This is a genomic window from Pseudomonas sp. efr-133-TYG-103a (assembly GCF_030209235.1).
In the GTDB taxonomy this organism is placed as follows: Bacteria; Pseudomonadota; Gammaproteobacteria; order Pseudomonadales; family Pseudomonadaceae; genus Aquipseudomonas.
This window is the reverse complement of the sequence record NZ_JARVSK010000002.1, coordinates 1-14,698: the sequence shown is the minus strand read 5'-3', so window position 1 is coordinate 14,698 and position 14,698 is coordinate 1. Positions and strand designations below refer to the sequence as shown.

Annotated in this window: 8 protein-coding genes; 4 read left to right on the top strand and 4 right to left on the bottom strand. The window is 60.1% G+C overall.

Features of this window, described 5'->3' with window-relative positions; all coding sequences use genetic code 11:
* Nucleotides 1-35: 35 nt before the first annotated feature.
* The 3 genes from fadD1 (at nt 36) to QRN36_RS01970 (ending at nt 7,321) form a co-directional block, all read left to right on the top strand.
* Nucleotides 36-1,733 (top strand): long-chain-fatty-acid--CoA ligase FadD1, encoded by a 1,698-nt coding sequence (gene fadD1, locus QRN36_RS01980; protein ID WP_285422599.1) that lies wholly within the window; start codon nt 36-38, stop codon nt 1,731-1,733.
* 290 nt (nt 1,734-2,023) lie between these two features.
* Nucleotides 2,024-5,935 carry an ATP-dependent RNA helicase HrpA gene (gene hrpA / locus QRN36_RS01975; protein WP_285422598.1) on the top strand — a complete coding sequence of 1,304 codons (3,912 nt, stop codon included), beginning with the start codon at nt 2,024-2,026 and terminating at the stop codon, nt 5,933-5,935.
* 264 nt (nt 5,936-6,199) lie between these two features.
* Nucleotides 6,200-7,321 carry a beta-ketoacyl-ACP synthase III gene (locus tag QRN36_RS01970; RefSeq protein WP_093461044.1) on the top strand — a complete coding sequence of 374 codons (1,122 nt, stop codon included), beginning with the start codon at nt 6,200-6,202 and terminating at the stop codon, nt 7,319-7,321.
* Nucleotides 7,322-7,517: 196 nt separating this feature from the next.
* Here QRN36_RS01970 and QRN36_RS01965 read toward each other — a convergent pair whose 3' ends face one another.
* On the bottom strand, nt 7,518-8,855 hold the full coding sequence (locus QRN36_RS01965) for a putative porin (protein WP_285422597.1): 1,338 nt from the start codon (nt 8,853-8,855) through the stop codon (nt 7,518-7,520).
* 281 nt (nt 8,856-9,136) lie between these two features.
* Between QRN36_RS01965 and QRN36_RS01960 the strand changes: the two genes are divergently transcribed.
* Complete coding sequence (locus tag QRN36_RS01960) at nt 9,137-10,264, top strand: GNAT family N-acetyltransferase (RefSeq protein WP_285422596.1); 1,128 nt, start codon at nt 9,137-9,139, stop codon at nt 10,262-10,264.
* A 323-nt stretch (nt 10,265-10,587) separates the two neighbouring features.
* Here QRN36_RS01960 and QRN36_RS01955 read toward each other — a convergent pair whose 3' ends face one another.
* The 3 genes from QRN36_RS01955 to QRN36_RS01945 form a co-directional block, all read right to left on the bottom strand.
* A complete protein-coding gene (locus tag QRN36_RS01955) occupies nt 10,588-12,420 on the bottom strand; it encodes an ABC transporter ATP-binding protein (protein ID WP_285422595.1) in 1,833 nt (610 codons plus the stop codon).
* Between the two features lie 166 nt (nt 12,421-12,586).
* Nucleotides 12,587-13,144 (bottom strand): peptidylprolyl isomerase, encoded by a 558-nt coding sequence (locus QRN36_RS01950; RefSeq protein ID WP_285422594.1) that lies wholly within the window; start codon nt 13,142-13,144, stop codon nt 12,587-12,589.
* A 472-nt stretch (nt 13,145-13,616) separates the two neighbouring features.
* Entirely contained in the window at nt 13,617-14,417 is an 801-nt protein-coding gene (locus tag QRN36_RS01945; RefSeq protein WP_285422593.1) for an alpha/beta fold hydrolase, read from the bottom strand.
* Nucleotides 14,418-14,698 lie beyond the last annotated feature (281 nt).

Here is a 14,698-nt window from a genome sequence, read left to right as displayed (position 1 = left end):
TGTGTAGAAACGCTGTCGCTGAGGAGTCGGCTTCCATGATCGAAAACTTCTGGAAGGATAAATATCCGTCTGGTATCGCTGCCGATATCGATCCGGACCAGTATCCAAACGTTCAGGCGGTATTGAAACAGTCCTGCGAGCGTTTCGCCAACAAACCTGCATTCAGCAACCTGGGCAAGACCCTCACTTATGGCGAGATGTACGCGCTGTCCGGGGCGTTTGCCGCCTGGCTGCAGCACCACACCGACTTGCAACCGGGCGACCGGATCGCCGTGCAGCTGCCGAACGTGCTGCAGTATCCGATTGCCGTGTTCGGCGCCATCCGCGCCGGGCTGATCGTCGTCAACACCAACCCGCTGTACACCGCGCGGGAAATGGAACACCAGTTCAACGATTCCGGCGCCAAGGCTCTGGTATGCCTGGCGAACATGGCGCATCTGGCAGAAAAGGTCGTGCCCAAGACCGGCGTCAAACACGTCATCGTCACGGAAGTCGCCGACCTGCTGCCGCCGCTCAAGCGGCTGCTGGTGAACAGCGTCATCAAGTACGTGAAGAAGATGGTGCCGCCGTTTCACTTGCCCAAGGCCGTCAAATTCAATGACGTGCTGGCGAAGGGGCACGGCCAGCCGGTCCAGGACGCGACACCCAAGAGCGATGACGTTGCGGTACTGCAATACACCGGCGGCACGACCGGCGTTGCCAAAGGCGCGATGCTGACCCACCGCAACCTGATCGCCAACATGTTGCAGTGCAAGGCGTTGATGGGTTCCAACCTCAACGAAGGCAGCGAAATCCTCATCACGCCGCTGCCGCTTTATCACATCTACGCGTTCACCTTTCATTGCATGTCGATGATGCTGAGCGGCAACCACAACGTCCTGATCAGCAACCCGCGCGACCTGTCGGCGATGGTCAAGGAGTTGTCGAAATGGAAGTTCACCGGCTTTGTCGGGTTGAACACGTTATTCGTGGCGTTGTGCAGTAATGCAGACTTCCGCAGCCTGGATTTCTCCTCGCTGAAACTCACGCTGTCCGGCGGCATGGCGCTGCAACAGGCGGCCGCGGAGCGCTGGAAGGAAGTGACCGGTTGCTCGATCTGCGAAGGGTACGGCATGACTGAAACCAGCCCGGTGGCGACCGTAAATCCGATTCAGAAAATCCAGATGGGCACCATCGGTATTCCGGTTCCGTCGACGCTTTGCAAGACCATCAACGATGCGGGCGAAGAGCTGCCGTTCGGGGAAGTTGGCGAGTTGTGCGTCAAGGGCCCGCAGGTCATGAAAGGCTACTGGCAGCGCCAGGAAGCCACCGATGAAATGCTCGACGCCGAGGGCTGGTTGAAGACCGGTGACATTGCGGTGATTCAGCCCGACGGCTATATGCGCATCGTCGACCGCAAGAAGGACATGATTCTCGTGTCTGGCTTCAACGTGTATCCCAACGAACTCGAAGACGTGCTGGCCACGCTGCCCGGCGTGATGCAGTGCGCGGCGATTGGCGTGCCGGACGAGAAGTCGGGCGAAGCGATCAAAATCTTCGTGGTCGTCCGGCCGGGCATGACACTTACCAAGGAATTGGTGATGGAGCACATGCGCGCGAACGTCACAGCGTACAAAGTGCCCCGCAGCGTCGAATTCCGCGATGCCTTGCCGACCACCAACGTCGGCAAGATCCTGCGCCGCGAACTGCGTGATGAAGAACTGAAAAAACTGGCGCTGAAAAAACCGGCGTAAGTGCTGGATCACCGACAGACCCCGCCATCGTGCGGGGTTTGTTTTTTCCAGCTGCGCAGTCTTTGCAGGAGCGTGGCTTGTCCCGCGATCTGCCGGGACCGGCAGCAAATTCTGTCGACTCGGTGTGTCTGGTGCGGCCGGATCTCCCGGTTGGGCTGCCGCTGCGCGTCAGATCGCGGGACAAGCCACGCTCCTACAGGCACTGGGGTATATCAGTGGATATGCATCCCCACCCCCAAATCTGCGACAATCCGCGCCCTGCATTCAGATAGAAAAGACTTCCCGCCCTGATGACCGACGAATCGACCTCAATCGACCAACTGTTGAAAAGCCTGGACCACGCGATGATCAGTGATCGTCATCGCTTGCGTCGTCAGTTGCATGAGCTGCGCAAGAAGCCCGACGAGGCGAAGTTGGCGCAGTGGGTCGAGCGTGTGCAGGCGTCGTGCGCGCGGGTTGCCAGTCGCAAGCAAAGCGTGCCGTCGATTCGCTACGACGAAAATCTGCCCATCGCGGCCAAGCGCGATGAGATCAAACAGGCCCTGCTCAAGCACCAAGTGCTGATCATCGCGGGCGAGACCGGCTCGGGCAAAACCACCCAGCTGCCAAAAATCTGCCTGGAAATCGGCCGCGGTCAGCACGGTCTGATTGGTCACACCCAGCCCCGCCGGATCGCTGCCCGCAGCGTCGGCAGCCGGGTCGCGGAAGAAATCGGCACGCCGTTGGGCGCGCTGGTGGGATATCAGGTGCGCTTCGAAGACCAGAGTGATGAAAACACCCTGATCAAGTTGATGACCGACGGCATCCTGCTCGCCGAAACCCAGCATGACCGCTTTCTCGAACGCTACGACACGATCATCGTCGACGAAGCCCACGAGCGCAGCCTGAACATCGATTTCCTGCTGGGCTACCTGAAAACCCTGCTGCCGCGTCGCCCGGATCTGAAGATCATCATCACCTCCGCGACCATCGACCTTGAGCGCTTCTCCGAGCATTTCGACAAGGCGCCGATCATTGAGGTCTCCGGTCGCACTTTTCCGGTCGACACCTGGTACAGGCCGTTGACCGCCGAGCAGGATGAAGAGGGCAACAGCGTCGAGGAGGACCTGACCGTCGATCAGGCGATTCTCGCCACGCTGGACGAGCTGGCGGCCTTCGAACGCAGTGAGCGCAAGTCGCCGGGCGACGTGCTGGTGTTTCTGCCCGGCGAGCGTGAAATTCGCGATGCCGCCGAAATGCTGCGCAAAGCGCAGCTCCGACACACCGAAATCCTGCCGCTGTATGCGCGGCTGTCGCCGGCCGAACAACAACGGATTTTTCAGTCGCATCCGGGACGTCGCGTGGTGCTCGCGACCAACGTCGCTGAAACCTCGCTGACGGTGCCCGGCATCCGCTACGTGATCGACACGGGCACTGCGCGCATCAGTCGCTACAGTTATCGCGCCAAGGTCCAGCGGCTGCCCATCGAAGCCATTTCCCAGGCCAGTGCCAACCAGCGCAAGGGCCGATGCGGCCGTGTCGAGCCTGGGTTATGCGTGCGCCTGTACAGCGAGGAAGATTTCCTCTCGCGTCCTGAATTCACCGATCCCGAGATTCTTCGCACAAACCTGGCAGCCGTCATCCTGCAGATGCTGCACCTGCGTCTGGGCCAGATCACTGATTTTCCGTTCATCGAGCCGCCGGATGGCAAAGCCATCAGCGACGGTTTCAACCTGCTGCAAGAGCTGTCAGCGGTCAACCGCGAGAACCAGCTGACGCCACTGGGGCGCCAACTGGCGCGCCTGCCCGTGGACCCGCGCATGGGCCGCATGCTGCTGGAGGCGGCGAAGCAGGGCAGCTTGCAGGAAGTGCTGATCGTCGCCAGCGCCATGTCGATTCAGGATCCGCGAGAGCGTCCGCCGGAACGTCAGCAGGCGGCCGATCAAGCTCATGCGCAGTGGAAAGATCAGGATTCGGACTTCGCCGGGCTGGTCAATCTGTGGCGTGGATTCGAGGAGCAGCGCCAGGCGCTGACCGCCAGCCCGTTGCGCAACTGGTGTCGGCGCAACTTCCTCAATTACCTGCGCCTGCGTGAGTGGCGTGACTCTCACCGTCAGTTGAGCCTGATCTGCCGCGACCTGCAGTTGACCGTCAACAAGGATCCGGCCGATTACCCGAAATTCCACAAGGCCGTGCTGTCAGGCCTGTTGAGCCAGATTGGCCAGAAGACCGAAGAAGGCGATTACCTGGGCGCGCGTCAGCGACGGTTCTGGGTGCATCCATCCTCGGGTCTTGGCAGAAAACGCCCGCAATGGATAATGGCCGCCGAACTGGTGGAGACCACCAAGCTCTACGCGCGAATGGTCGCCAAGATCGAGCCAGACTGGATCGAGCCGCTGGCCGGGCATCTGGTCAAGAAAAACCATTTCGAGCCCCACTGGGAGAAAAAGCGCGGGCAAGTCGTGGCCTTCGAGCAGATCACCTTGTTCGGCCTGATCGTGGTTGGCCGGCGTCCCGTGCACTTCGGGCCGATCGATCCGGTGGTTTCCCGCGAACTCTTCATCCGTGAAGGGCTGGTGCGTGGCGAGATTCAGTCGCGGGCCAAATGCCTGAGCGCCAACACCCGTCTGCTCGAGCAACTTGACGAGCTCGAAGCCAAGGCGCGGCGCCGTGACATTCTCGCTGACGAGGAAACGCTGTTCCGGTTCTACGACGAGCGACTGCCTGCCGAAATCCACCAGACGGCCACGTTCGACGCCTGGTATCGCATGGAAAGCCAGAAGAACCCGCAATTGCTGATCATGCGCGAGGAAGACGTGCTCGCCCGCGAGGCCAGCGAAGTCACCGCCAATCAGTACCCGGACACGCTGCGCCTGGGCGATTTGACCCTGCCGCTGACGTATCACTTCGAACCCAATCATCCGCGCGATGGCGTGACATTGCGCGTGCCGGCGCCGTTGCTGTTGTCGTTGCCGGCCGAGCGGTTGGAGTGGCTGGTGCCTGGGCTGCTGGAGACCAAATGTGTCGCGCTGGTGCGCAATCTGCCCAAAGCGCTGCGCAAGAACTTCGTACCGGTGCCTGATTTCGTCAAGGCCGCGCTGCAGCGCATGGTGTTCGCCGACGGCTCGCTGCCGCAGGCATTGGGCCGCGAGCTGCTGCGCATGACCGGCGCACGGGTGTCCGACGACGCCTGGGCCGAGGCGGCGCAACAGCTGGAAAGCCATCTGAAAATGAATCTGGAAGTGGTCGACGCCAACGGCAAGTTCCTCGGCGAAGGTCGTGATCTGGATGAGCTGACCGCGCGTTTTGCCGAGGCCGGCCAGGCCGCCCTCGCTGTGCCGCAGTCGGCCAGAAGTCAGCAACCCGTCGAAGCCAAGGGCTTTGCGGCGGTCGCGGAGAAGACCCAGCAGAACATCGCCGGGTTGTCGATGACGGTCTACCCGGCGCTGGTCGAAGAAAACGGCACGGTCAAAGAGGGCCGTTTTTCGACCCAGACCGAGGCCGAGTATCAGCATCGTCGGGCCCTGCAACGCCTGCTGTTGCAGCAGTTGGCCGAGCCTGCAAAATTCCTGCGCAGCAAACTGCCGGGTCAGACCGAGCTTGCGTTGCTGTATCGCGACATGGGCCGGGTCGATGCACTGATCGAAGACATTCTGCTGGCGAGCCTGGACACCTGCATCCTGGAGGGCGAGGCCAGTCTGCCTCGCGACGGCGCCGGGCTGATGTCGCTGGCCGAGCGCAAGCGAGGGGCGCTGACCGAGCATGCCGAGCGGCTGGCGAAGCTGACGCTGGAAATTCTCAAGCTCTGGCATGGCCTGCAAAAGCGCTTCAAGGGCAAGATCGATCTGGCTCAGGCCGTTGCGCTCAACGACATCAAGGCGCAACTGGGCAAGCTGGTGTATCCGGGATTCGTGCGTGAAACTCCGGCACAGTGGCTCAAAGAGCTGCCGCGCTACCTCAAAGCCATCGAGCTGCGACTGGAGAAACTGGGCAGTCAGGTGCAGAAAGACCGAGTCTGGAGCATCGAGTTAAGCAATCTCTGGGCGCAATACCAGACTCGCGCCGACAAGCATGCCCAGGAAGGCAAGCGCGACGACGAACTGGTGACCTATCGCTGGTGGCTCGAGGAGTATCGCGTCTCGCTGTTCGGCCAGCAGTTGGGAACGAAGGTGCCGATTTCCGACAAGCGCCTGAGTAAACAGTGGGCGGCGGTGGAAGGGTGATTCTTTCGTGGGTTATCCGAATCACCAGGCTCACCCCCAAAGGTCGGTTATAAGCGGGATTAACGGGCTGCCGTTCAGTGCATCGATAGCGCCAAATCTCGGCCGTTATGGCAAACTTCGCGGCTAAAACCTCAAAGCGTTACCCATATTGATCTCCCGTATACGGGGGAATTTATCGTTGCATTGGTACTGTCGTTCCAAAACAGCCAGGACCATGCTTGCGCAGGCGACTTGTCTGCTGCCATCCAAGAGAGAGGAACGACCGTGTACGACGTCGTGATCAGTGGGACCGGACTTTTCACCCCGGCCAACAGCATTTCAAACGATGAACTGGTGCAGTCTTTCAACACCTACGTCGCCCAGTTCAACGCAGAGAATGCCGCTGCTATCGAAGCGGGTGACGTTCAGCCGCTGACCGAATCCAGCGCCGCGTTCATCGAGAAGGCCAGTGGTATCAAGAGCCGCTTCGTCATGGACAAGGACGGCATTCTCGACCCGCAGCGCATGAAGCCGCGCCTGCCCGAGCGCTCCAACGATGAATGGTCGATCCTCTGTCAGATGGGTGTGGCTGCCGCCGAACAAGCCTTGCAGCGCGCCGGCAGAACCGCTGCCGACATCGATGGCGTGATCGTCGCCTGTTCCAACCTGCAGCGTGCGTACCCGGCAATCTCGATCGAAATTCAGTCGGCGCTGGGCGTTCAGGGTTTCGGTTTCGACATGAACGTTGCCTGCTCGTCGGCCACCTTCGGCATCCAGACCGCGTGCAACAGCGTCAAGCTGGGTCAGGCCCGCGCGCTGCTGGTCATCAGTCCGGAAATCTGCACGGCGCATCTGAATTTCCGCGACCGTGACAGCCACTTCATTTTCGGTGACGCGGCGACGGCGGTCGTGGTTGAGCGCGCCGATCTGGCGACTTCCGCGCATCAATTCGAGATTGTCAGCACCAAGCTGCTGACCACGTTCTCCAACAATATCCGCAACAACTTCGGCTTCCTCAATCGCACGGCGGAAGAGGGTGAGGGCAAACCGGACAAACTGTTCGTGCAGGAAGGCCGCAAGGTCTTTCGCGACGTCTGCCCGATGGTCGCCGAACTGGTGGCGGCGCACCTGGACGAAACCAGTCTGAATGTCAGCGACGTGAAGCGTTTCTGGCTGCATCAGGCGAACCTGAGCATGAACCACCTGATCGTGAAAAAACTGCTCGGGCGTGACGCCTCCGTCGAAGAAGCGCCGGTCATTCTCGACAGCTACGCCAATACCAGCTCGGCAGGTTCGGTGATCGCTTTCCACACGTATCAGGACGATCTGCCAGCCGGCGCGCTTGGCGTGTTGAGCTCGTTTGGCGCGGGCTATTCGATTGGCAGTGTGATTCTGCGCAAGAAGTGATGCGGCCTGAGTGACCGCGGTCGATGAGGCAGGGTTGTCCGGCGTAGCGCCTGACGACAAAAAAGCCCGGCGCTGAGCTGTCGGAACGGATGATGGGGATCCGACAGGGCAACGGCGGGCTGGAAGTCTGGAGCGCTTCAGGCGACGGGAGCGGGCCGCCTGGAGTTTGTCACCGGGTATTCAGACGACGCCTGGCTTAGAACTTGGCCATGACGTCCAGTTGCAGCGTGTTGGCATCCTTGTCGCGTTGATTGCGCGGAGCAGCCTGTGCGGCGGCGTTGGCGAAGTCAGCTTTGGTCAGGAAGTACGTCGCGCCGACCGAGAAGTTCTTGTCGATGTCGTAGGAAACGCCCAGTTTGTGACCGCGCGAACCGGTAGTGCCGTTGGCGAAATCGGAGTCGGTGAAGGCGCCAACCACTGCGTTACGCTGAGTATCGCGATAGTTGTAGTCCAGGCCGAAGCCGAACACCTTGGTTTTCACACCTGCCAGCCACGCCGTGTCTTCGTCGCTGTCGGTGGCGCTGTTGACCACGTACTGGCCGTACAGGCTGACCGGCACTGCCAGACCGGTGAAGTCCAGTTGACCGAAACCTTCATACAGGCGGAAGTCGTTGGTGTCGTTGCCGTTGATGTTCAAGCCGCAGAACGTGGTCGAGGTGCTTGCCGCTGTCGGATCACAGTCGTTGGCGTTTTCGTACTGATACACCGAACCACCGACGGTCATCTTGGCGTTGTCAGTGACGGCGATGCGCGTGCCCAATTGAGCGGCGTTCAGGCGCAGGTCGTTTTTGAATTGAGTGCCTTCACCGCTGATGTTGTCTTTGAGGGTGTAGGTACCGGCGCTGCCGAACAGCTCGAAGCCCTTGGTGACCGGCAGGCTGTAAGTCGCCGCCAGACCTTCAGGGTTGATGTCGTTGTCCCAGATCACGTCGCCTTCGCTGACCCACGGCTGAGCCATCTTGCCGCCGATGATGTGCAGGTTCTGGATGGCGGTCGGGTGGTAATCGATGTAACCCTGATCCAGCCACAGGTCTTTCTTGGTGAAGTAGTCGTTCTGGTCGACGTTGGTGGAGTTGGCCTTGTTGTCGCCACCGGTGGCGATACGGATACCCGTGCTGACTTGCGGGTTGATGTCGGTATACGCGCCCAGACGAACGCGGATACGCTGACGGTTGCGATCCTGGCTGTTGTTCTGGTCGTCGATTTTGACGGTTTCCTGGCGAACGCGAACGTCGCCCTTGAATTGAGTCTTGGCGGCCCAAGCCACTTTCTGTTCGAACGCGGACAGCTCCGACGATTTGGCGGCGGAAGCAGCTGCGATCTGGTCAGCGGTCGCTTTTTGCGCCTGTTGTTGAGCCAGCTGGTCCTTGGCGAGCTCCGATTGCAGCTCGGCATACTGAGCAGGTGAAATCGAGCCGTTGGCCTTGAGCATGTCGAGCAGTTTCGCGTCGACTGCGGCGCTGGCCGGTACACTCATGGCCAGCAGCAGTCCGCCACACAGGGCTGCCGCAGTTTTCGTGGAAGCAAGACGCATATCAATCTCCGTAAATGAGAAGGATGACTGAGCCATCCAGGGAACAACCGGCCGTTGGCGGGCGGGAAGAAATCGAGGTTTTTAGAACCGGGGGCTCTAAAAACAGGCGCCAGTATTACGGCCGTTTATGACAGGGGGATGGCCATGTGATGTCATGTCGATGACATGTTGGGAATCTGTTGAACACGCGAGCTAGAGCGGTGTCGTGGGTAAATTCATGTGCAAACGTCTTCGATGGGTGATATTGCGCAAACGTTGGCGTGAAGACCGGGAGCAGTGAGATGTCGTTACATCGATTGGATAGGTTGTCGGATCTGGCGTCCGAAGAATGGGACGCGCTGATACCAGGCGACTCACCGTTTTTGCGCCACGCTTTTCTCAGTTCGCTCGAAGACAGCGGCAGCCTCGGTCCCCGATCCGGGTGGCGTGCGGAGCACTTGCTGCACTACGAAGGTGAGAGGTTGATCGCGGCGTTGCCCAGCTACCGCAAGTGGCATTCCTACGGCGAGTACGTGTTCGATCACGCGTGGGCCGACGCCTGCCGCCGCGCGGGCATCGCTTATTACCCCAAGTTGCTGGTGGCTGTGCCGTTCAGCCCGGTCGGCGGGCCACGGCTGCTGGCGAAGACGCCTGAAGAAGGCCGCGAGTTGCTCGCCTGCCTGCCCGGTTATGCCGAGGCTGAAGAGCTGTCCAGCGTGCACGTGAACTTTACCGATCCGATGACCGACAGCCTGCTCGCCGAACAGCAGGGCTGGCTGCAACGCATCGGCTGTCAGTACCACTGGCAGAACCGTGGCTATCGCGACTTTCAGGATTTTCTGGACGCGTTGAGTTCACGCAAGCGCAAGCAGATGCGCAAGGAGCGTGAGCAGGTGGCGGGGCAGGGTTTCGAGTTCGAATGGCTGCAAGGTCATGAGCTCAGCGAGGCGCATTGGGACTTCGTCTACGCATGCTATTCGAACACCTACGAAGTGCGTGGCCAGGCGCCCTACCTGACGCGGGCGTTCTTCAGTCTATTGGCCGAGCGCATGCCCGAGGCAATCCGCGTGGTGCTGGCGAGACAGGGCGCACGCCCCGTGGCGATGGCGTTCAGCCTGATCGGCGGCGACAGTTTTTACGGTCGTTACTGGGGCTGCCTGGCAGAGTTCAATCGGCTGCATTTCGAGACGTGTTTCTATCAGGGCATGGATTTCGCCATCGCCGAAGGCTTCAAGCGATTCGATGCCGGCGCGCAGGGCGAGCACAAGCTGATTCGCGGGTTCGAGCCGGTCATCACCCATTCATGGCACTACCTCGCGCACCCCGGTTTGCGTGAGGCGGTGGCGGACTTCCTGCAACAGGAACGCGCCGGCATCCTGGCCTACGCCGAAGAAGCAAGAAGCGCGCTGCCTTATCGGCAGGCGGACTGACAGCTTCACGACCCCCACGATGCGGCGGCGTCACACCCGACGCCTTCCCGGCTAAAGCCGGTCCTACGAAAAGCTCGCAGCGTCGGTAGGACCAGCTTCAGCCGGGAAGTGGCCGCTGCATGCTGTGGAGATGCAGCGGTGGGAAAATAGCCTTCGCGAGCAAGCTCACTCCCACATGTCTCGCGTTCAACCAAACGTCCGGCAAATGCCGAGCTTTTTGTGGGAGTGAGCTTGCTCGCGAAGTGGCCGGTGCATCCGGTGGAGATGCAGGGGTTGGAAAACCAGCCGTCGCGAGCACGCTCAGTACCCAGGTTTCGTGCTCGTCAATCCACCCCAACAAACCCGCCGGTCTGGTGGGCCCAGAGGCGTGCGTACAGCCCTTTGTGCGCGAGCAGTTCCGAGTGGGTGCCGCTTTCGGCAATGTGGCCATTTTCAAGCACGACCAGCCGGTCCATTTTCGCGATGGTCGACAGCCGGTGCGCGATGGCAATTACCGTCTTGCCTTGCATGAGCGTCTCCAGACTCTCCTGAATCGCCGCTTCGACCTCCGAGTCCAGCGCCGAAGTGGCTTCGTCCATGATCAGGATCGGCGCGTCCTTGAGCAGCACGCGCGTGATCGCGATGCGCTGGCGCTGACCGCCGGAAAGCTTCACGCCTCGCTCGCCGACGTGGGCATCCAGACCGGTGCGCCCTTCGGAATCCGACAACAGCGGGATGAACTCGTCGGCTCGCGCTTTGCGCATGGCTTCCCACAGCTCGGCGTCGGTTGCATTGGGTTTGCCGTAAAGCAGGTTGTCGCGAATCGAGCGATGCAGCAGCGATGTATCTTGCGTGATCATGCCGATATGCGAGCGCAGGCTTTCCTGAGCGACGTGGGAAATGTCCTGATCGTCAATCAGGATCCGACCGCCTTGTACGTCGTAAAGACGCAGCAGCAGGTTCACCAATGTCGATTTACCGGCACCGGAAGGTCCGATCAGGCCAATCTTCTCACCTGCTCTGATGTTCAGGTTCAGGCCGTGAATCACGCCTTTGTTCTTGCCGTACTGGAACTGCAGATCTTCGAATTTCACCTCGCCACGGCTGACCGCAAGCTTCGGTGCGGCTTCGCGATCCGTCACGCCGACAGGCTGCGAGATGCTCTGCAGACCGTCCTGCACCATCCCGATGTTTTCGAAGATGCCGTTGACCACCCACATGATCCAGCCGGACATGTTGACGATGCGAATGACCAGGCCGGTGGCCAGCGCGATAGCTCCGACGGAGATCATCGACTGGCTCCACAGCCACAGCGCCAGTCCGGTGGTCCAGACGATCAGGATGCCGTTGAGCGTCGTGATCACCGTGTCCATTTCGGTAATCACGCGGCCGGCCAGTTGAGTCTTCTCGGTCTGCTCGCTGATGGCCTCGCGGGCGTATTGCTGCTCGGAGTTGGTGTGGGCGAACAGCTTGAGCGTGGTGATGTTGGTGTAGCCGTCGACGATGCGGCCCATCAGTTTCGAACGGGCGTCGGACGACACCACCGAACGCGCCTTGACCCGCGGGACGAAGTACCAGAGCGCAAGGATGAAGCCGAGGATCCAGCTCAGCAGCGGAATCATCAGGCGCCAGTCGGCCTCGGCAAACAGCACCAGCGCGCCGATCGAATAGATCAGCACGTGCCACATCGCGTCCACCGTCTGCACCGCGGAGTCGCGCAATGCATTCCCGGTTTGCACGATGCGCTGAGCGATGCGCCCGGCGAAGTCGTTCTGGAAGAAGTTCAGGCTCTGCTTGAGCACGTAGCTGTGGTTTTGCCAGTTGATCATGCTGGTCATGCCGGGACTGATGGTCTGATGCACCAACAGGTCGTGCAGCGCGACGAAGATCGGCCGCAGGACCAGCGCGACGACCACCATCCAGGTCAGCTCAAGCGCGTGATCACTGAAGAAATTCGGGTTCGGCGCCCCTTGCGCCAGATCGATGATGCGACTGAGGTAACTGAACAGCGACACCTCGATCAGCGCCCCGATCAGGCCGACCACCAACAGCGCTACGAAGCTGGGCCAGACCTGGCGCAGGTAGTAGACGTAGAACGACATGACGGTATTGGGAGGAGCGGCGGTGGGCGCGTCGCGGAAGATATCGATCAATTGTTCAAAACGACGATAGAACATTGGCTATGACGCCCACGCTTGAGCGGGCTCTCCTTTCTGAGGGACCTTCAGGAACAGTCCCTGTTCTGACCACATGAAAATCGCGATTGTTCGCGCTGATTCACGGGCGATTGCCCTGAAAACGTAAAAGCCGGGCACGTGCCCGGCTTTCGTACTGGCGTCGAGCTCAGTTCACGCGCTTGGCGGACTTGATCAGGATCGGGTCCAGCGGAACGTTCTGCATGCCGTTTTTGCTGCCGGTCTGCACGTTGACGATCTGGTCGACCACGTCCATGCCTTTGACGACTTTACCGAACACTGCGTAGCCGAAATCCCGGTTGCCGTGGTCGAGCATCGAGTTGTCGACAACGTTGATGAAGAACTGGCTGGTGGCCGAGTTCACGTCAGAAGTGCGCGCCATGGCGAGGGTGCCGCGTACGTTATGCAGGCCGTTGTCGGCTTCGTTCTTGATCGGATCGTTGGTGGATTTCTGCACCATCTGCGCCGTGAAGCCGCCGCCCTGGACCATGAAGCCCGGGATCACGCGGTGGAAAATGGTGTTGCTGTAAAAGTTGCTGTCCACGTACTTGAGGAAGTTCTGAGTACTGATCGGCGCTTTGTCCTGATTCAGCTCGATCTCGACCTGGCCGAAACTGGTGTCCAGCACGACATGAGGGGCAGGGGCCGCCATCAGATTGCTGGCGAACAGTGCGGCGGCGGCGGAGAGGGCGATTTTTTTCAGCATGGGCAGAGTCCTGAAATTGATGTCGACTGCAAAAAAACAGGACGTAAGGGAAGCACGTTTGAAGAGATTTGGACAGCGGGGGAGGTTTTGAATCACGCTATTTGCGTTGAAAGAAAGGCCTGCTTTGAGGCCTCTCCATCGTTTCAAGACGTCATGGTGAATTAAATCCGCTGGTCAATTGGCTGATCGTGTCCGCCAATGTTTTACCCAGCCCGCCGACAACACCACCTAGTGCGTTCGTGGCCCCGCCCACAGTGCCTCCTACCCCGCTAGTTACCGCTTGGGCGGTTTGCCCGGCTGTGACGCCCACAGCTCCGACCAAACCATTTATACTGGGAACGCAGACTTCGATCCCCCCCAAACCGACTTCTGCCGTATAGCCCGCAGGACACGCTGCCAATGCCGGTTGAGCTAACATGGCGCCCGCTACGATTGCTGCAAGCAGCAGTTCCTTTCTTGCCTTCATGACAAGTCACTCCTGTGACGATGCCTCTACTTCTCGAACAAATTCCAGCAGAACCCGATTGAATTCCTCTGGTTGATCCAGCGGCGTCGCATGTCGGGAATCCTCGATGACCACCAACCTCGCCTCATGAATAAGCCTAACGTAGGACTCCTTAAGCGCCACCGCCATGTAATCATATTTCGCTGTAACAACCAGCGTCGGACAACCGATTCGCGATAACTTCTCCCGCACGCCCCAGCCGACAATCGCGCTGAAACTGGCGAGATACGCACGCTTGTCGTTCTGCGCCCAACGCGTGGCGATCTTCTCTCGCAGGTCAGCCTGAGCGGGCTTGGGAAACAGATTCTTGCCCAGCGCCTTGCCGATGGCGTGCATGCTGAAGGCGCGTGCCAGCAGCCAGCGTTTGGCGAACTGCCGCCAGTCCGCGAAACTTTTGATTTTTACCTCCGGCGCGCTGTTGACGATGGTCAGGCTCTTTAACCGTTCGGGATGATCGACGGCCAGTTGGAAACCGATCATGCCGCCCATCGATAGCCCGACGTAATGCACAGGCCCGGTTTGCAGATGGTCGAGCAGGGCAACGATGTCAGCGCAGAAACCGGCGATGCTGTAGCGCTCGCGTGGTTTGTCGGAGCGACCATGACCCCGAACGTCGACAGCGATCACCCGATAGCGCTGCGCCAGCGCCGGAATCTGATACTCCCAGTCCTGAGCACTCGACCCGAGCCCGTGGACCAGCAGCACCGGCGCGCCTTGGCCGTACTCGTCATAGTGCAGGGAACATCCGTCACGTTCGAACTGTGGCATGGGACATCCTTGTATCTGAGTGGGAGCGGGCTAGCTCACGAAGCCCGTGATTCAGCGGCATCACACCCGACGCCTTCCCGGCTGAAGCCGGTCCTACGAAAGTTTGCAGCGTCTGTAGGACTGGCTTCAGCCGGGAACTGGCCGGTTGCATGCTATGGAGATGCGGTGGTTAGAAATCAGTCTTCGCGAGCAAGCTCGCTGCCACAGTTTTGGTCATTGGCTCGGTCTCCGAATCGCTGCAAAACCCCGGTGGGAGTGAGCTTGCTCACGAAGAGGCCGGT

Excerpts from the sequence above, each read along its gene's own strand:
- fadD1 (WP_285422599.1), top strand. The coding sequence starts at position 36 with ATGATCGAAAACTTCTGGAAGGATAAATATCCGTCTGGTATCGCTGCC.
- hrpA (WP_285422598.1), top strand. The coding sequence starts at position 2,024 with ATGACCGACGAATCGACCTCAATCGACCAACTGTTGAAAAGCCTGGAC.
- QRN36_RS01965 (WP_285422597.1), bottom strand. The coding sequence starts at position 8,855 with ATGCGTCTTGCTTCCACGAAAACTGCGGCAGCCCTGTGTGGCGGACTG.
- QRN36_RS01960 (WP_285422596.1), top strand. The coding sequence starts at position 9,137 with ATGTCGTTACATCGATTGGATAGGTTGTCGGATCTGGCGTCCGAAGAA.
- QRN36_RS01955 (WP_285422595.1), bottom strand. The coding sequence starts at position 12,420 with ATGTTCTATCGTCGTTTTGAACAATTGATCGATATCTTCCGCGACGCG.
- QRN36_RS01950 (WP_285422594.1), bottom strand. The coding sequence starts at position 13,144 with ATGCTGAAAAAAATCGCCCTCTCCGCCGCCGCCGCACTGTTCGCCAGC.
- QRN36_RS01945 (WP_285422593.1), bottom strand. The coding sequence starts at position 14,417 with ATGCCACAGTTCGAACGTGACGGATGTTCCCTGCACTATGACGAGTAC.